The following is a 17,346-nucleotide window of genomic DNA, read 5'->3' as shown; positions in this document are numbered from 1 at the left end:
CGCACAGCCAACGCGCACCAACCAAGCCCGAAACGCAGAAGTGCCCTCCGCGGAGGGCACTTCCTTTTGCGCTTGCTGAAATGCGGCGAAAATGCCGTTTCTCATAGCTTTTTCGCAGAAAGCGCCACGAGTCGAAGAAGCGACCTGGGAAAACGCCCGCACCTCTCTCGCCGAAACTACGAGAACTGTCATTTTCCTCGCAATCCGGGCCCGTACGTCCTGGCGCCGAGGCGAATTGCCGTTCCCATCGCCCCTAAGCTGCGGGACGCACCGTGAAGGCGCCGCTGATCATGGCGAAAGAGAGGCTGCACGGCTTTCCGTTGCCATTCCCCTGGTTCGCAAGCTCGTTGTTGAAGTTGCCGCTCGTCTTGTCGACCTCGGCCGCCAGCTGCGTGTCGGCGGGCAGCTCCAACGTCAGCGAGCCTGAGGCCATGCTGCCCGTCACCTCCGCAGGCGCTGCGTCGGGCAGCGAGAGGCTCACGTCGCCCGATGCCTGGTCGAGGCCGATGTTCTCGGTGATGGCACCCTGGACGTGCACCCGACCGCTCGCCACGCTGAGCTCCGCGCACTTGGCCGCAAGCCCCGTCATATCCACCTCACCCGAGGCCACGCCCAGCTCCAGCTCACCACAGTTGAGATTCTCCACGGTATAGCGGCCCGAAGCCGCCTCCAAACCGAATAGCTCCAGCTTCTCGCCAAGGGACGCGGGCACCGTGACCGTCAGGTCCTTCTGGCCGAACCAGCTCTGCGAGCACCCGGACAGGCCGCCATGGCCCTCCATGTAGGAAACGGAAAGGGTGCCGCCCTCGACCTCGCACACCATCACGGGGCACGAGCCACCGCGCACCGTCTCCTCCACGACCACCTTGCCGCCTGTCTCGCTATCGGGCGCCACCCGCACCTGCCCCGAGCCGGCCAGCCAATTCACCTCGATGGCGCTCACCTCGGAGGCATCCGCCTCGAAGCGGGTTCCCTCGGTAGTGGTTTCGTAGTTGCCAGGCTGGGCCAGGCCGGACAGCGCGCCATCTACGGCGTTGATGCCAGCACAACCCAGCACACCGCCGGGCCACAGCGGCGAGCTCGCGAACCACCCACCCCGCCCGCAGCCGCCGAGCCATCCGCACACGCCCAGGCACAGAAGCCCGATGAGCGCGATCTTCACCCACGTGCTCGTCGCCAGCTTCATCGGGCACCTCCCTCAGACGAGGCGTCTTCACGGGCCGCATCCTGCGCCGCGCGCCCACGCTCGACGACCCATTCGCGGTAGGCGGGGTCGGATTCCAGCGTGCCCACAATCCAGTAGTAGAACGGAATGGTAAGGAAGATGATCCAGCCCGGATGCCACCATCCGAAGCAGAAACCGGCCAGCAAGAAGAGCACAGCGCACAGCAGCGGGTAGGGAAAGCTGCGCAGCGGGTCTTTCGGTTGGGGCGGCGCGAGCGGCGCAATGGGTACCGCAGCCGCCGGGGGAATTGGGGCTGAGCCCCCGAAGGGTGCTGCCCCCACTGGCGGCACGGGAGCCTGCGGAGCGCCGTAGCCGGGCATCACCCCGCCCGGCATGCCGCCCGGCACTGACGGTCCGCCGGGGGAAGCGACCTGTGGATACGGCGGCGCAGCAGGCGCACCGGCAACCCCGGGCATACCGCCGGCCATCGAGCCAGCGCCCATGGCTGCACCAACTCCGCGGGCGCCCGCGCTCACTCCGACCCCCGGCGCCGGGGCGCTCACCTCCACGACCACCTTCTGGGCGCCATCGCTCTCGGCAGCCGCCGAGGCCGCCACGGCTGCCGTCTCGGCGCGCTCGGCCGCCGCGCGGGCCGCTTCGGCCGCTTCCGCCGCCTGGCTCTCGGCCGATTCGGCGCGCTCCTGCGACTCGTAGCGCACGTCTTCCTCAACTTCGGGGCTCACGCGCAACAGCTCGTCGAGCGTCACGCCGTACAAGTCGGCCAAGGCAATGAGGTTCCCCATATCGGGCGCCGACTCGGCCCGTTCCCATTTGGAAACGGCCTGGCGCGACAGCCCCAACTGCTCGGCCAAGCCTTCTTGGGAGAAACCGCGCTCGCGGCGCAGCTCGGCAAGGCGTTGGGCGATCTCCACGTTCATCATGGTTCCCTTTCGTGTCCTGCGTGTTGTCACGTCTCGCCTTTCACCCTATGGTTTCCCTGGAAGTTGCACCAGCACCCTTTGTGGTCAATTTCAAAATCCTGCGGAACATTGCCGCGACAACCAGCGGTTGCCCCATATGCCACCTGGGAAAATGCCAATCACTTTCTCAATGATACCAGCATACCAAAGAAAAGCCCCCGTGTTCCGAGGAACCGGGGGTGCCCAAGCGCTGAGGGAAGGCGGCGGCGTCCAACTGCGGGGCAGCAACCCGTTCGAGGCAGCGGAGACTCGCTCGGAGCAACAGCGGCCCGTTTGGGAAGGGCGACGGTCGGCTTCGGCGCAACGTCGCCCCTTCGAGCCGTCGGCACGGCACGCGTCTAAGACACCTCCTCGACAACGGCCTCGCAATTCCGGCGGCGGTGCCAGCGCTCGGAGGTTTTCACGATGATCATCTCCGCAAGTGGGATGGTGAGGAAGATGACCCACGCGGGATGCCACTGGCCCACCACGAAGGCCATCCAGAAGAACCACGCCGTGGCGCCGACGGGATACAGGCCGCAGAGCATGGGCGCCACGCGGCGCGACACGATGGCCGCGCCCACGATGTAGTACACGGGAATGAGGAACAGCAAGAACAGCCCCTGCCACCACGCGCCGCTCACCAGGCCGAGCAGCAGGTAGGCTGCCAGCACGATGCCCCAGAAGGGGAATTTCATCCACCGCTTGGCGAAGTCGGAATCGATGTCGTCGAAGGAGGCGTGCTCGAAGATGTGGTCGGCGGCCTCGGGCTCGGTGGTGTTCACGCGCACGCCGTCCCAGCCCACGTGCACTTCCTGGCCGTAGCGGTCGCGTACGTGCACGCCGTCGGCCCAGCTTACCAGCACATGGTCCTTGCCGTCGTTCACGCGAATGCCGTCGGGTCCCACATGCACGTGGCCTCGGCCTTCCTTCTCGAAGTTGATTCCGTCGGGGCCGAACGACGCGTTGTCGCGGACATCAGCCGCAGGTTCGCCTGCGCCGCCAGTGGCAGCATCGCCGGCAGCCGCGCCCACCGTGCTCCCGCCCGTCGTGCTCGCACCCACCGTGCTCCCGCCAGCCGCCATGCCCGCCGCGCCCCGGTGCCCCGCGGCCCGGTCGGCCGCCTCGAAGGCCACATCGTCGGCAATGGCGTCGTCTACGTACAGCAGCTCGTCCAACGACACCCCGTACAGCTTCGCCAGGGCAATGAGGTTGTCGGTGTCGGGCGATGACTCCGACCGCTCCCACTTGGAAACGGCCTGGCGCGACACGCCCAGCTTCTCCGCCAGGGCTTCCTGGGACAGCCCCGCCTGCTTACGGCGCGCGGCCAGGCGCTCGGCAATCTCAACGTTCATGGTGTGGTCCCTTTCTTCTGCGTTTGCCTTCCTCGACTGCCTTCGAGCCTACCGAAACGCTGCCGCCCGCGCGACCAATTCCCGTTGTCATTTCCCGCAATTATTGGTTGCGGAATGTCTGATCTGGGAAAACACCGCCCTCCCTTGCGCGAATACTGCCGACAGGGCCCACCGCCGAACACCACGATGCCAGCCGGCCGCCATCTACTTCTTGTCGCGCAGCGCCTTCAGCTTCGCCAAGGTATCGGAGGGAATGCGGTCGGCCACGGTGCGCTTGGGAGCCACCTTCGGGGTGTCGTCGAGCCGCGCGTCCTCGTAATACTCGCCCATCTCATGGGAGAACCCCTCGGCGCTCATGCGGTCCACGCCGCCGCCGAACACCGTGTCCTGGATGGCGGCGTCGCTCGTGACCACCATGGTCTCCACACCGCGCTTGCCGGCATCGTAGGCCAGCTTCTCGATCACCTTGTCGGCCGACTGCCCCGCCGGCGAGAAGACCACATCCACGCCGCCCACCTTGGTGCGGCTGCCCTGGGAAAGCTCGTTGTCGCCCGCGTCGAACACGATGACGGCGCCCATGTCGCGCCCGGCGAAGTTCACCACATCGTTGATGAGCCGCTCGCGCGCCGTGTTGAAGAAGTCGTCGGTGTAGTCCTCATCGGCCCGCGGCTGCCACCGGTACCGGCTGCCCGACCGCAGCACGTTGTACCCATCGACGATCAGCAGTTTCTTCCGTTGCTTCGCCACATTCCCACCCGCAAGCTAGGCCCAATTTTGCCTAAGCCACTCGTACATGCAGGCGGTGGAGGCTTGGGCCACGTTCAGGCTGGAGATCTCGCCCACCTGAGGCAGCTTCACGCCAAAGTCGCAGCTTTCCAGCACAAGACGCGACACGCCCTCGCCCTCGTTGCCCATCACGAGCACGATCTTGCCCTTCAGGTTCGTATTCCAAATATAGTCGCTCGCGTGCTCGGTGGCAGCGGCCACCCAGAAGCCCTCTTCCTTCAGGCGGTCCAGAGTACTCGTAATGTTTGCCACCTGGCTCACGGGAATGTGCGAGATGGCCCCGGCCGAGCTCTTGTAGGTGGCCGCCGTCACCCGGGCCGCCCGCTTGTTCGGAATGATGATGCCCGCAGCGCCCACCGACTCGGCCGAGCGCGCGATGGCCCCCAGGTTTCCGGCGTCGGTAATGTGGTCGAGTACCACGATGAGCGCCCGTCCGTCGTGCTCCTCGGCCGACTTCGCCGCCGCCTCCAGAATGGTGGTCACGTTCACGTAGCCGAAGGGTTCGGCCTCGGCCATGACACCCTGGTGGCTGCCGCGTTCGGAAATTTCGTCGAGCTTCTTCTTCGACACCTTCTTAATGGGTATGTTGCGATTCTTCGCCTTGCGCTGGATATCGCGCACGATGCTGTCGCCCTGACTCAGGTTATCGGCCATGAGGATGTACTTCAGGGGCACGTGGGTGCGCAGTGCCTCGATAACCGGGCGCTTGCCTTCAATGAAATCAGCCATGGATTCGCTTTCGTTGGTTGGGGCCGCCGCCCTCCGCCGCGCCGTGCACCGGCACCCGGACGGCCGCTCGGGGGCCTTTTGTTCGTTCGCAGCAGTGTACCACGCGCCCAGCTCCGCACCCGCGCCCGGCCCGCCAACCGCGCCAAAGCGTCACGGGAGCGCACCCCTACATCACGCCGGAGCCGAAGAGCACCAGATCGATAAGCTCCTGTTTGCTGTGGATGTTGAGCTTCTCGTAGATGTGGCGCACATGGGTGCGGGTGGTGTTGTAGGACACCATCAGCTCTTCCGAAATGTACTTGGCGCTGCGGCCCAGGGCCACCAGGGCGAGAATGATGGAGAGAACCACCGTGAATAAAAAGACCGTCAGCTCCCAGGGCGTGCGGTCGATGCCCACATAATACAGGGCGCGAATGACCATGTGCGACGTGAAGAAGTACAGCGCCCCCACGCCCACATCGAAGAGGGCCGGGCGTCCGAACGGCGAGGCCGACCCCGCCGTGGAAGAGGGCGCCGACGTGGTGCTCATCGCCTCCAGCGCGGGCGGTGTCCCGCGGCGGCTCGAACGCGGCCTTCAACACGCGCCTGACCCATGAGCTGGGCATGGACTACAGCCGCGAGGAGATCGAGCCCATCTTCCAGGAGATCTTCGCCGCCAACAGCTTCCGCCTGGACCAGGACAAGTGGTGGCTCGTCTACGATGAGTCCGGCAACGCCATGAACTGGCTCATGGACAAGGTGGAGCCCTACGGCATCACCGCCGTTATCGAGAACAACCAGCAAGACGGCGGCAAGAACTGGTGGGACGGCGGTCCGCTGAAGACCCTGAACGTGTCCCATTCCTTCGTGGCCGAGGGCGCCCAGGCCGCCGGCGCCTCCCAGCAGGTGGTCGTGGAGGCCCTGTCCGAGGAAATCCAGAAGGGCGGCGGCCGCGTGTTCTACAACACCACCGCCGTACAGCTCGACCGCGAGGACGACAACACCGGCCGCGTCACGGGCTGTGTGGCCGAGGGCGAGAACGGGCTGGTGCGCTACGTGGCCTCGAAGGGCGTGGTGCTGGCCACGGGCGACTTCTCCCAGGACAGGGACATGGTGGCGAAGTACTGCCCCATCGCCCTGCCCTTCGGCAACGGCGGCGTGTACGACGGCAGCGGCCTGAAGCTGGCCCTGTGGATCGGCGCTGCCTGGCAGAAGTACACCCCCAACGCCCCCATGCTCGCCACCATGGGCGATGAGGTGCTCCCCTGCCGCTGGTGGGCGGAAGGCGCGCTGACCACCTTCCCCGGCCTGCTCGTGAACAACAAGGGCGTGCGCTACTCCAACGAGAACTGCACCTACGGCTACATGCCCTACCCCCAGCGCGTGCAGCCCGACGGGTGCGCCTTCCTCATCTGGGACGCCAACTGGGTAGACGCCTCGGCCCCGTGGCAGGGCGACCGCATCGGCGGGGAGCCCCGCGACACCCAGGAGGTGAAGGACGCCATCGAGATGCTCTTCGATCCCAACACCGACTGGACCACCACTGACGAGTACGCCGGCTTCGATGCCACCATGGCCGAAACCGCCGTGAAAGCCGATACCCTGGAAGAGCTGGCTGACGGCCTGGGCCTGCCCCGCGAGGCCTTCCTCGCCCAGGTGGAGCGCTACAACGGCTACTGCGAGACCGGGCTCGACGACGAGTTCCATAAGGACAAGCGCTTCCTGCTGCCCGTCACCCAGCCGCCCTTCTACGGCATCCGCAACGAGCCCTACACGCTGTGCATCACCGGCGGTCTGAACACCGACATCCAGATGCACGTGTGCGACGCGAACAACGACCCCATCCCCGGCCTATACGGCGTGGGCACCGTGGTCGGCGACATGTACGGCGACGTGTATGACTACCACGTGCCGGGCATCAACCTGGGCGGCCCCTGCACCACCTTCGGCTACCTGCTGGGCAAGAACCTGCACAACGGCACCTGGTAGGCCGCCCCGAACACGCCTCCCCTCCCAAAAAGGGAACCCGCATCGCGTGGGTTCCCTTTTTTCGTTCCAAATCCTTTTCCGCCTCAAACTGACGGTTGTGCCGTGCGAAGCGGAAATTCGAGCCCGCTTCTACGCCCATTATCGGCTTTACGGCTCATTTCCCGCCCCGTTTTAACGGTTGTGCCGTTCACATCGTCAATTCGGGGCTCAGTACAATACCGAGAAGAAGCGACTCCAACAGCTACTCTGCCTTCGCGCCTGCATCGCGAGCGGCGATCTCGGCGGCCTTGGCCGCGAACGCGGTGCGCTCCTCCGGCGTCATGGCAGCCATCTGGGCCTCCAGCACGTCGTGCTTCAAAGCGGCGGCGAAGTCGGCGGAATCCTTCCTGGCCTCCCCGGCCGCCTTCTGAACGGCATCGGCGGCCATCTCGGTCTGAGAGCGGGCCATGGACACCGCGGCCTCGGCCTGCTCCTTCGCCAGCTCGGAGGCAGTCTTGGCCTGATCGCCCAGGTGGCTGGCGACCACTTTCGCCTGATGGGCCGCCTCGTCGGCCGCGGCCTGAGCCTGCTGGCCCACGCGCTCGGCCGTGGCCTGAGCCCGCTTCAGCACCTCGGAGTTGATCTCCTTGCCCTGCTCCACGGTGATCTCGCCCTTGGCGATGAGCTGCTCTACCAGCTCCTGGGTCTTTTCAGCCCCTAGGGCCATGGCGCCCACACCGGCCAGGAACACATCCTTCAGTCCGTCGGCAATCGTTGTCATGATCGGGCCTCCCTTATCTCGGTGGCGGTTTCGCGCCTTCCACTATACGACCCTCCGCAGGCCCCGCACCCCAAAGGCCGACAGCGTTACCGCCCCGTCAGAAGATGATTGCCTCGGTCATATTCATCGGCCGCTCGCCTCAGCCGCGTCGCAGATGGCGACACGGAGCCGCAGATGCGCCCAAGGACGGCACGGTGCCCCTTGGCCGAGCCCGCAGGCAGCGGCACGCGACTCTGCGCCGGCAACGGGCCTCGACCGCCTCACCACACTGCAGCAGTCGCCCGGCAACCACCTAGCCCATAAATATCTTCATCACCACATACATCACCACGAAGCCTGAAATCGCACTCACCGACAGCTTCAGGCCGTTGGAAAGCGCCGGGTGACGGCGGCTGAATGCCTGCTCGTCAGCCTCTATGTCCTCGCCCTTGGAAAAAGCGACAATCTCCCGGTAAGTCACCAGGTCGTTCTGCTTCTTCATGATCTCCACCTTGTTGATAACGATAAGGCCCATGACCCAGAAGGCCACGAACAGCACGATGCCCAGCACCTCGCCCTCGGTGCAGTTGGCCGCCAGCGACGAGGGGCCCGTCGGCAGCAGGAATCCCACAATCAGGCAGATGAATCCTACGGCCACCAAGCCCCAGGCGGCCAGCGCCCAATTCTGCATCGTCTTCCAGGTTTCCTTGATGGTCTTCTCCATAGTTGCCACGTCTCCTTTCACGAGTTCGTCGATGGACGTCTCGAACAGCTCGCTTAGCAACAGAAGGCTCTGCACATCGGGATAGGTTCGGTCAGTCTCCCAGTTCGATATGGTCTGGCGCGACACGAAAATGCGCTCCGCCAATTCTTCCTGAGACAGACCGAGGCGGGCCCGATGCTCCTTCAACGATTCCTTCAGCTCCACTGTTCCGTCCTTTCGCAATCAGAGTGACATGACGGGTGCCACCCTACCACCAAAACTCTTTGACATGGCCCCCCATCCAATGAAAAACCCCTGCCAAAAGTCTTTGACAGGGATTCTGAGCTGGTGCTTTACATCATTCGACGCGCAGAGATTTCGCATCCATTCGGTGCGGCTCGCGTCCTTTCGGCGCGAAACAAGAAAGGCCCCGGAAAGCATAGGCTGCCTTCCGGGGCCTCCCTCTGATTGAAAAGCCTCGCTCCTAGCCGAAAATGGCGTCGAAGCTGCCGTAGCCAGCACCCGTATGGGTGTTGTTGCGCATGGCGCGGCGGGCGAAGCCCATGAGCTCAGCCAACACGTCCAGCGACACGTCCTTCTTCTCGCCGGTGCGGCGCAGCTTCACTTCCACCTTGTTTTCCTTCAGGCCGCGCTTGCCCACGACAATCTGCACGGGCCAGCCGATGAGATCGGCGTCGTTGAACTTCACACCGGCGCGCTCGTCGCGGTCGTCGACGACCACCTCGAAGCCGATCTCGGCCAAATCTCGCGCGATCTTCTCGGCCATGGGCTGTACCTCGTCGTCGCCCACGGTCAGCGGCACCACGCACACCTGGGCCGGAGCCACCGACGGAGGCCACATGATGCCGTGCTCGTCGTTGTGCTGCTCCACGATGGCGGCCAGAGTGCGGGAAATGCCCACGCCGTAGCAGCCCATGAAGAAGGGAACCTCGTTGCCCTCCTCGTCCATGAACGTGGCGCCCATGGCGCGGGAGTACTTGTCGCCCAGCTGGAAGATCTGGGCCACCTCGATGCCACGGGCCCCATCGAGGGGCAGCCCGCACTCGGGGCAGCCATCACCGGGCTTGACCGTAGACAGGTCGGCCCACTCGTCCACCGAGAAGTCCTGGCCGAGGCGGGCGCCCACATAGTGGAAGCCGTCCTCGTTGGCGCCGACCACCCACTGGGGCACCGCCTGCAGGCTCGCGCACGCGATAACACGCGCGCTCTCGGGCAGCCCCACCGGGCCCATGGAACCCTTGCACAGACCGAAGTCCTTCATCTCCTCATCGGTCAGCAGCGCAAATCCGGGCACCACGCCTTCGATCTTCAGCTCGTTCAGCTCATGGTCGCCGGGGATGAACAGGCACACGAGATTGCCCTCGGCATCCTTGCCCGAAAGGGCCTTCACCGTGGAGGACTCGGGGATGTCCAGGAACGCGGCCAGCTCGGCGATGGTGTGCACGCCGGGCGTGGCAATCTTCTCCATGGCATCCACCTCGTACAGCGTGGGGCGGGCCAGGCAGGCACCAGCCTCGGCATCGGCCGCATAGCCGCAGGAGCAGTACACCAGCTCGGCCTCGCCCGATTCCGCCAGGGCCATGAACTCGGCGGTCACGCTGCCGCCGATCTGGCCGCCGTCGGCTTCCACCTCGCGCCACTCCAAACCACAGCGGTCGCAGATCTTCTTGTAGGCCTCGCCCATGGCGTCGTAGGTTTCCTGCACCGATTCCTGAGAGGCGTTGAAGCTGTAGGCATCCTTCATAATGAACTCGCGGGAGCGCAGAAGGCCGAAGCGGGGGCGAATCTCGTCGCGGTACTTCGTCTGAATCTGGTACAGGTTCACCGGCAGCTCCTTGTAGGAGCGCAGCTCGTTGCGCACCAAGTCCACGATGAGCTCCTCATGGGTGGGCCCGAGGCAGAACTCGTTGTCGTGGCGGTCGGTCAGACGCATGAGCTCCGGGCCATAGTCGTCCCAGCGGCCGCTCTCGTGCCACAGCTTCGCCGGCTGCAGGGCCGGCATGAGAATCTCCTGGGCACCGGCGGCGTCCATTTCCTCGCGCACGATATCCTCGATCTTGCGGAGCACGCGCCAGCCCAGCGGCAAGAACGTGTACACGCCCGAGGCGGTCTTGCGCAGCATGCCGGCCCGCAGCAGCAGGCGAGCGCTGGCAATGTCGGCGTCCGACGGGTCTTCCTTCAGGGTGGGGGCGTACAGATTGCTCATGCGCAGGATTTGAATCATAGGTTCTCCAACTCTTCCATCAGGGCGGAAACGATTTCCGCCTCTTGCACTTTGCGAACGATTTTACCATGGGAGAAAACAACCCCGGAGCCTGCGCCGCAGGCCACCCCAATATCGGCATCGGCGGCTTCGCCGGGGCCATTCACCACACAACCCATGACGGCCACCTTCACCGGCTTGCTCACGGTAGCGAGACGCTCTTCCACCTCGCGCGCCAGGCCGATGAGGTTCACCTGGCAACGGCCGCAGGTAGGGCAGCTGATGAGTTCGGGGGCGCGGCGGCGCAGATCCAACGAGCCTAGCAGCGTCCAGCAGGCCCGCACCTCCACCACCGGGTCGTCGGTGAGCGAGATGCGCATGGTGTCACCAATGCCCTCTTCCAGAAGAACTCCCAGGCCGCAGGCGCTTTTGATGATGCCCTGGAAGGCCGTGCCCGCCTCGGTGACGCCGATGTGCAACGGCACCTGCGGCAACGCAGAGGCCAGCAGGCGGTACGTGTCGATGGTGGTCTGCACGTCGTGGGCCTTGGCCGACACCACGATATCGCGGAAGTCGCACTCTTCTTCGAAGAAGCGCACGTACTCGGTGGCCGAAGCCACCAGCTTCTCGGGCAGCGTGAGGTCATCGCGGGCCGCGAGCGCATCATCAAGCGAGCCGGCGTTCACCCCGATGCGGATGGGGATGCCCGCCGCACGGGCCGCGACGATCACCGCGCGCGTGGCCTCCAAGCCGCCGATGTTGCCCGGGTTGATGCGCAGCTTCGCCGCCCCGCGCCGAGCCGCCTCGATGGCGATGCGCGCGTCGAAGTGGATATCGGCCACCACGGGCAGAGGTGACGCGGCGCACACGGCCTCGAAAGCGTCCAGGCAGTTGCGGCGCGGGATGGCCATGCGCACGATCTCGCAGCCGGCCTCCGCCAGCGCCTCTATCTGCGCGAGGTTGGCCTCCACGTCGTCGGCCGGGGCATTCAACATGCTCTGCACCGCCACCGGCGCCCCGCCGCCCACGGGAACCGTGCCCACCATCACGCGGCGCGTGCGGGCGTGGGGCTTGCAAGGCTTATTGCCAGCCGCAGCCGTCGAAACAGCCCCGGCAGCACAGGGCTTTAACGCATCACTCATAGGCGTTCCTTACTGAGAACGAAACTAGTTCTATCTATTATAAAGCCGAGGACGGCCCGCAGGCCGTCCCCATACATCATCCATTTCGCTGTGCGCGGCAGGGCTTACCAATTCCCGAAGACGAAGCGCTGGATATCCTGGTTCAGCATGATGACGAAAAAGCCGAGGAACAGGGCCATACCGGCCATGGACATGTAGTTCATGGCCTTCTGGGACACCGTGCGGCGCGTTCCCTTCTGGAAGATTTCCACCACGAAGCGGCCGCCGTCCAGCGGGGGAATGGGCAGCAGGTTCATAATGCCGAGCGACACCGAGATCATGGCCATAAATTCCAGCCCCTGCACAAGGCCGGCCTGGAAGAAGTCCTTCGACATGACGGCGATGCCCACGATGGACGTGGAGTCGGACACGGTCTGGGCCGCCGTCGCGGGATTGAACAGGCCCGCCACCGCCTGCACCACCATGCCGATGTACATGAAGCCGGCCTGCAGCGCCTGCAGCACCGAGGCGTGAATCGTGGTGACCTCGCCGGTCTCGGGGTGGGCCACCTGAAAGCCGACAACCGAGAACACCAGGATGAACACGACCATGGCGAACAGCAGGTTCATGGCAATGCCGGCCAGCAGGATGACCGAGCGTTTCCAGAAAGGCAGCGACCGATATTGCTGGCGATACTCGCTCTCGTAGAGGGCGCGCTCGTCGTGCACAGGGCGAGCCTCGCCCAATTCGTAGCTCGGCAGCGCCGGCGCGCCGGCAGCAGCGGCCTTCTTGAGCTGGCGCTTGGTGGGGGCTACGCGCGGAGCGCGGTAGGTGTTGAACTGATCGGCTTTCTGCGGGCCGACAACGCTGCCCCATTCCACCAACTCTTCCAGGGCCTCGTAAGCCGCATCGTCGGAAATGCCGCAATCGCGAGCCACGTCCTCCATGTTGGCCGTGCCGCGGCGATACAGGGCCGCGAGCACCTCCTGCAGGTGCGGCTGCAAGGGACCGGCCTCCATGCCGCACACCTTGGCATAGCCTCCCAGCGGCACAGCCGTCACCCCGAAGCGGGTCTCGCCCCGGGTAAAGCCCACCGACGGGCCGGGAAGACCGAGCATGAACTCGGTCACGCGAATGCCGAACGCGCGAGCCGCCAGAAAGTGGCCGCCCTCGTGGATGAACACGAGGAAGCCGATGGTGATGACGGCGCACACGAGCATGATGGGAATATCCACTCACTAACTCCTTTAGACGAGAATCGTTGTTCGCCGGCCTCCGTCCCAGGCGGGCCGACGGGCGTGTATCGCCGCCCATTATAAGGAGCGCTCCCGATCGCGCCTCCTCGCACCGGGGTCGCCCTTGAAATAACTACAAGGGGCCTACGGGGCCTTCACAGCTACGGCGAAAGCGGAGGCCGGAGCGGCTCGGAGCGCGACGCTGACGGGCGTGGCGGACGGTTCCGGGTGGCGAGGGCAAGTGTTGCGGACGGGTGACTCGACGACCCCACCGCGACGCAAGGACGTACGGGGGAAGGCTCTGGCACGGTGCCGGGACGGCGCGCGGCGGGAATCAGGTGCGACGTTCCCGCGACATTTCTACGGTTTTGGGAGCCTACAGTAGGCGCCGTCGAACGCGAGCCGGCACAGCCCCCCCCTCTTCCCCTTCGGACATCGGGCCATCCCTCGCGTTCGGCACTTCCATCGACCCGCGCGCCTTCCGGGCCAGCGCAGAAAGGAGCCCTCCATGGATCCCACCCGTCCAGATCTCGCGCGGCCCGCTCCGGGCCGCACCCAAAAGATCATCAGCGCCATTATGGCGTTCCTCCTCATGGCGTGCATCATGCCCTTCACCACGCCGGCGACCGTCGTCGCCCAAGCCGACGAGCAGAGCACCGTGCCCGTCATGCTCCATTTCAAGGACGAAGCCGGGGAGACCATCGACTACGCCGGCTACGAAGCTCCCTACCTGCGCGATGGGGATGACCTCGTCGTAACGGTGAACGACGATCCGGCCACCCTGCACTATGGCGACAATCTGTCCTTCGAGGTATACGAGAACTACGCCGCCTTCAACTACGAGCAGCGCGACATCACCGCCGAGTGCTCCTACGATGCCGAGACAGGCACGGTGCGCCTCCCGGCCGTCTACGAAGAGGGACGGGACAGCCTCGGAATCGTCTTCTGGCTCTCACCCGCCCATCCCGCCTACGAGCGCTACGTCCTGGCCGACCTTGACACCGACGACGTGACCATCACCTATGACGACCAGGAGATCACCTTCTCCTCCGACATTCCCGACCTCGTGCGCGCAGCCACGGGAGCCGCGGAAGCCGGCGAGAGCGCTCGCGCCTTCCCCGGCCAGGCCGAAAAGCGCTACCAGCTGAACCCCCACACGCGCCTCGAGAACTTCACCGATCAGCAGATCGAGAAGCAGAAGGCCTACGGCTTCCCGCCGGAGAAAGTGGGCAGCTACGGCTTCGGCGTGCTCTTCAGTGCCTCCCAGGTATGGGAGAACAGCAAGCCCAACAGCACCAATTTCAACGACTGGTTCCTCGATGTGAACGACAGTTCCTTCGATGCCGCCGTGGACCTCTACCTGTGGGATACGGTGGCGGCCCGCAACGGGTCGGCCGCCCAGTTCGCCACAGCCCAGACCGGCAGCCATTACTACGATCGCTACGTCACCACCGGCCGCGATTTCTTCGACGCCGGCATCAGCTCGGGCACTGCGCCCACCAACCGCGCCATGGCCCACGGCACCTGCGGATCATCCAATGTGAACAACGGCTACGGCGCCGTCACCACCAACCCCGCCGGCGATAACTACATCGTGTTCAAGGGCACCTACACGGGGCCCCAGACGCAGTACCAGGGCTGGTATAAGTTCTACTACAAATTCGACGCCATGTCCGCCGCTACGGGCAACGAGTTCCAGGATGTCGTGGGCTACCTGCTCGCTGCGCCCGTAACCACCGGGAAGGCCCAGCTTACCAAGGTGTCTACCGAGCCGGCCATCTCCGATGCCAATGGGAACTACTCCCTTGAGCACGGCGTGTTCGCCGCCTTCGATGGGCAATCTTCTGCCGAGGCGGCATCGCGCCAGGCCCAGAACGGTGCCTGGGGTACCTGGGAGGAGGCGCGCGCCTGGGCCGACCAGAACGCGGGTTTCACATTCGTGACCGATAGCGACGGCGCGAGCAACGTCGTCGAGGACATCGAGGCCGGCACGTACTACGTCGCCGAGCTCTTCGCGCCCCCCGGTTTCCGCCTGGCCCCCTCGGTCAAGGCCCTCGCCGTAGAAGCCGCAAGCGATGCCGAGGCTATAAGCTCCCTCGTCTTCGAGGACGTGCCCCAGCAGGGCTCCATCGACCTGCTCAAGCAGTCGAACTATCCCGAGCTGACCGGCAACAATCCCGGCTATACCCTCGCCGGCGCCACCTACGGTATCTACCGCGATGAGGCATGCACGCAGCTCGCTCGCGAATTGCGCACCGACCTGACGGCCGAGGGAGAGGGCTATGCCCGAGCCGACGGGCTGCCCATCGGCTCCTACTGGGTACGCGAGACGAAGCGCCCGCTTCAGGGATTCGCCCTCGATACCCGCATCTACCCCGTCATCGTCACCGACGGAGCCGTGACCCGCGTCAACACCACGGCCGTCACCGACAAGGCGAAGCTAAACCCTCTGTCCATTTTCATCCAGAAGCGAGATGCCCAAAGCAAGGAGAATTTTGCCCAAGGTGCGGCTACCTTGGGGGACGCGCACTTCCGTATCGACTATCATGACGTAAAGGGCGGCACAGCGTCGTCCATCGCTCCCTTAACGCCGCGAGCCAGCTGGGTCGTGCGCACCAACGATGAGGGCGCGTTCGTACTGAAAGACGCGGAAAGTAGCTTCACGCACATGGACAAGAACGGGCAAGAGACGCAGCTCCCCTACAAAGTGAGTGGATCCGATTTCTACAAGCTCTCTGACGGCACCATCGCCATGCCCATCGGCACCTACGCCATCCAAGAGGTGAAGGCCCCTGAGGGCTACCGACTCGATCCCACCGTGCGCGTGCGCCATATCACCGATGCCGACCACGACGGCGAGATCATCGAGACCTATGACGCCGAGGAGAACGGCGATCTCGTAACTGATCAGGTCGTGCGCTCCGATCTGCGCTTCATGAAGCGGGCCGAAGGGGCTGCCAAGCTAGCGGGCATTCCCTTCAAGCTCACTTCCAAGACGACGGGCGAGTGGCACATCATCGTCACCGACAAGAACGGCCTCGCCTCCACGGAGTCCACCGCTGCCCATCCCCACGACCAACGCACGAACAGCAACGACGAGCAGTTCCGCGCCCCCGACGGCAGCTTCCGCATGCCCCTCACCCTGGATGTCGATGCCCTCGATCCCACCGCCGGCACGTGGTTCGGTCTACGAGCCGACGGCACGGCCATCGATCCCGACAACGAGCACGGAGCGCTGCCCTTCGATACTTACGAGCTGGAAGAGCTGCGCTGTCCCGCCAACGAGCTGTTCCAGATGATCCACGATGAGATCGTCGTGGACGAGAGCGACCAGGACCTCGCCATCGACCTGGGCACGCTCAACAACACTGCTGCTGGGCGCCCCTCCATCCGCACGAGCGCCTACGACGGCATCTCCAACGATCTCTGCGACCGCGAGATCAGCGCCGATACCGATGTGTCCATTGTGGATCGCGTGACCTATTCCGGCCTTAAGCCGGGCGAGCCCTACGAGCTGCAGGCCGTGCTGATGGACAAATCCACCGGCGAGCCTTTCCTCGCCGATGACGCCGAAGTGGCTGCATCCGCTACCTTCACGCCGAACGACTACAACGGTTACCAGAACATCGAGCTGCACTTCGATGCCTCGGGCATCGAGGAATCCACCGAGCTGGTCGTGTTCGAGACCCTGCTCAAGAACGGCTCGGAGGTGGCCGCCCACCACGATATTGACGATCGCAAGCAGACTATCACCGCCAACCCCATCACCATAGCAACCTCCGCCCGCGACAGCGTGAGCGGCACCCACGAGGGCGAACCGGCCGAAGAGGTCACGATCGTCGATGCCGTAAGCTACCAGGGCCTCACCCCGGGCTTCGAATACCGTCTTGTGGCCCTGCTCATGGACAAGCAGAGCGGCGAGCCCTTCGCCGTGAGCGATGAGATCATCACCGCCGAGAAGACCTTCGTGCCCGAGCACAGCGATGGCATCGTAGAAGTGGAAATCACCATCCCCGGCACCGACCTCGATGGCGCGAGCCTCGTCGTCTTCGAGTCGCTCTACCATGGCGATGCGGAGGTGGCCCTCCACGCCGACTTGGAGGACGAGGGGCAGACGGTCACCTACGGCTACCCCGACCTGCCGTTACCTCCCACGGGCGGCACCGAGGAGCCCGAGCCCCAAGAGCCCGAACCGAGTCAGGCCGCCTCTCCCGCTCCCGGGCGCTTGGCCCAAACAGGCGACAACAACCTCATTCCCATCGGCATCGCAGCCCTGGCCGCCTGCTTCGGCGGAGCCCTTGCCTGGCACAGCTTCCGCAACCGTCACAAGTAGCCATAGTAGGGCGGCCTCAGGCCGCCCTA

The 17,346-nt window shown here is 64.9% G+C and carries 13 protein-coding genes; 2 read left to right on the top strand and 11 right to left on the bottom strand.

Features of this window, described 5'->3' with window-relative positions:
* Positions 1-253: 253 nt before the first annotated feature.
* From AAK988_RS11325 to AAK988_RS05500, 6 genes are all read right to left on the bottom strand, one after another.
* The gene (locus AAK988_RS11325; RefSeq protein ID WP_440132287.1) at positions 254-1,186 is read right to left on the bottom strand and encodes a DUF4097 family beta strand repeat-containing protein; all 933 of its coding nucleotides are present in this window, start codon (positions 1,184-1,186) and stop codon (positions 254-256) included.
* On the bottom strand, positions 1,183-2,103 hold the full coding sequence (locus AAK988_RS05520) for a helix-turn-helix domain-containing protein (RefSeq protein WP_369880478.1): 921 nt from the start codon (positions 2,101-2,103) through the stop codon (positions 1,183-1,185). The genes AAK988_RS11325 and AAK988_RS05520 overlap by 4 nt, the downstream gene beginning before the upstream one ends.
* A gap of 380 nt (positions 2,104-2,483) precedes the next feature.
* Positions 2,484-3,479 (bottom strand): helix-turn-helix domain-containing protein, encoded by a 996-nt coding sequence (locus AAK988_RS05515; protein ID WP_369873469.1) that lies wholly within the window; start codon positions 3,477-3,479, stop codon positions 2,484-2,486.
* Between the two features lie 204 nt (positions 3,480-3,683).
* A complete protein-coding gene (locus AAK988_RS05510; protein ID WP_369873470.1) occupies positions 3,684-4,226 on the bottom strand; it encodes an NYN domain-containing protein in 543 nt (180 codons plus the stop codon).
* A gap of 15 nt (positions 4,227-4,241) precedes the next feature.
* On the bottom strand, positions 4,242-4,994 hold the full coding sequence (gene rlmB, locus AAK988_RS05505) for a 23S rRNA (guanosine(2251)-2'-O)-methyltransferase RlmB (RefSeq protein WP_151429526.1): 753 nt from the start codon (positions 4,992-4,994) through the stop codon (positions 4,242-4,244).
* Positions 4,995-5,160: 166 nt separating this feature from the next.
* A complete protein-coding gene (locus AAK988_RS05500) occupies positions 5,161-5,523 on the bottom strand; it encodes a response regulator transcription factor (RefSeq protein WP_240806151.1) in 363 nt (120 codons plus the stop codon).
* A 17-nt stretch (positions 5,524-5,540) separates the two neighbouring features.
* On the opposite strand from AAK988_RS05500, the gene AAK988_RS05495 reads away from it, so the two are divergent.
* A complete protein-coding gene (locus AAK988_RS05495) occupies positions 5,541-6,962 on the top strand; it encodes an FAD-binding protein (RefSeq protein ID WP_369873471.1) in 1,422 nt (473 codons plus the stop codon).
* A gap of 241 nt (positions 6,963-7,203) precedes the next feature.
* On the opposite strand, the gene AAK988_RS05490 is transcribed toward AAK988_RS05495, so the two are convergent.
* The 5 genes from AAK988_RS05490 to AAK988_RS05470 all read right to left on the bottom strand — a co-directional run bounded on the left by AAK988_RS05490 (position 7,204) and on the right by AAK988_RS05470 (position 12,984).
* Positions 7,204-7,722: a hypothetical protein gene (locus AAK988_RS05490; protein WP_240806149.1), complete on the bottom strand. Its 519-nt coding sequence runs from the start codon at positions 7,720-7,722 to the stop codon at positions 7,204-7,206.
* A 292-nt stretch (positions 7,723-8,014) separates the two neighbouring features.
* Entirely contained in the window at positions 8,015-8,629 is a 615-nt protein-coding gene (locus AAK988_RS05485) for a helix-turn-helix transcriptional regulator (protein WP_170272669.1), read from the bottom strand.
* A gap of 259 nt (positions 8,630-8,888) precedes the next feature.
* Positions 8,889-10,649 carry a proline--tRNA ligase gene (locus AAK988_RS05480; protein WP_369873473.1) on the bottom strand — a complete coding sequence of 587 codons (1,761 nt, stop codon included), beginning with the start codon at positions 10,647-10,649 and terminating at the stop codon, positions 8,889-8,891.
* The gene (gene ispG / locus AAK988_RS05475; RefSeq protein WP_369880477.1) at positions 10,646-11,770 is read right to left on the bottom strand and encodes a flavodoxin-dependent (E)-4-hydroxy-3-methylbut-2-enyl-diphosphate synthase; all 1,125 of its coding nucleotides are present in this window, start codon (positions 11,768-11,770) and stop codon (positions 10,646-10,648) included. Before ispG ends, AAK988_RS05480 begins: the two co-directional genes overlap by 4 nt.
* Positions 11,771-11,874: 104 nt before the next feature.
* Positions 11,875-12,984 carry a site-2 protease family protein gene (locus AAK988_RS05470; protein WP_369873475.1) on the bottom strand — a complete coding sequence of 370 codons (1,110 nt, stop codon included), beginning with the start codon at positions 12,982-12,984 and terminating at the stop codon, positions 11,875-11,877.
* Positions 12,985-13,492: 508 nt separating this feature from the next.
* Here AAK988_RS05470 and AAK988_RS05465 point away from each other — a divergent pair.
* Positions 13,493-17,317, top strand: a complete 3,825-nt coding sequence (locus tag AAK988_RS05465) for a VaFE repeat-containing surface-anchored protein (RefSeq protein WP_369873476.1) — start codon at positions 13,493-13,495, stop codon at positions 17,315-17,317.
* The last annotated feature ends 29 nt before the right edge of the window (positions 17,318-17,346 follow it).

This window comes from Adlercreutzia muris, from assembly GCF_041223505.1.
GTDB lineage: Bacteria > Actinomycetota > Coriobacteriia > Coriobacteriales > Eggerthellaceae > Adlercreutzia > Adlercreutzia muris.
The sequence above is the reverse complement of the archived record's forward strand: the minus strand, read 5'-3'. Positions and strand labels throughout refer to the sequence as shown.

Bases quoted from the DNA above. Each gene is read 5' to 3' on its own strand.
- AAK988_RS11325 (WP_440132287.1), bottom strand. From the start codon at position 1,186: ATGAAGCTGGCGACGAGCACGTGGGTGAAGATCGCGCTCATCGGGCTT.
- AAK988_RS05520 (WP_369880478.1), bottom strand. From the start codon at position 2,103: ATGAACGTGGAGATCGCCCAACGCCTTGCCGAGCTGCGCCGCGAGCGC.
- AAK988_RS05515 (WP_369873469.1), bottom strand. From the start codon at position 3,479: ATGAACGTTGAGATTGCCGAGCGCCTGGCCGCGCGCCGTAAGCAGGCG.
- rlmB (WP_151429526.1), bottom strand. From the start codon at position 4,994: ATGGCTGATTTCATTGAAGGCAAGCGCCCGGTTATCGAGGCACTGCGC.
- AAK988_RS05500 (WP_240806151.1), bottom strand. From the start codon at position 5,523: ATGAGCACCACGTCGGCGCCCTCTTCCACGGCGGGGTCGGCCTCGCCG.
- AAK988_RS05490 (WP_240806149.1), bottom strand. From the start codon at position 7,722: ATGACAACGATTGCCGACGGACTGAAGGATGTGTTCCTGGCCGGTGTG.
- AAK988_RS05480 (WP_369873473.1), bottom strand. From the start codon at position 10,649: ATGATTCAAATCCTGCGCATGAGCAATCTGTACGCCCCCACCCTGAAG.
- ispG (WP_369880477.1), bottom strand. From the start codon at position 11,770: ATGAGTGATGCGTTAAAGCCCTGTGCTGCCGGGGCTGTTTCGACGGCT.
- AAK988_RS05465 (WP_369873476.1), top strand. From the start codon at position 13,493: ATGGATCCCACCCGTCCAGATCTCGCGCGGCCCGCTCCGGGCCGCACC.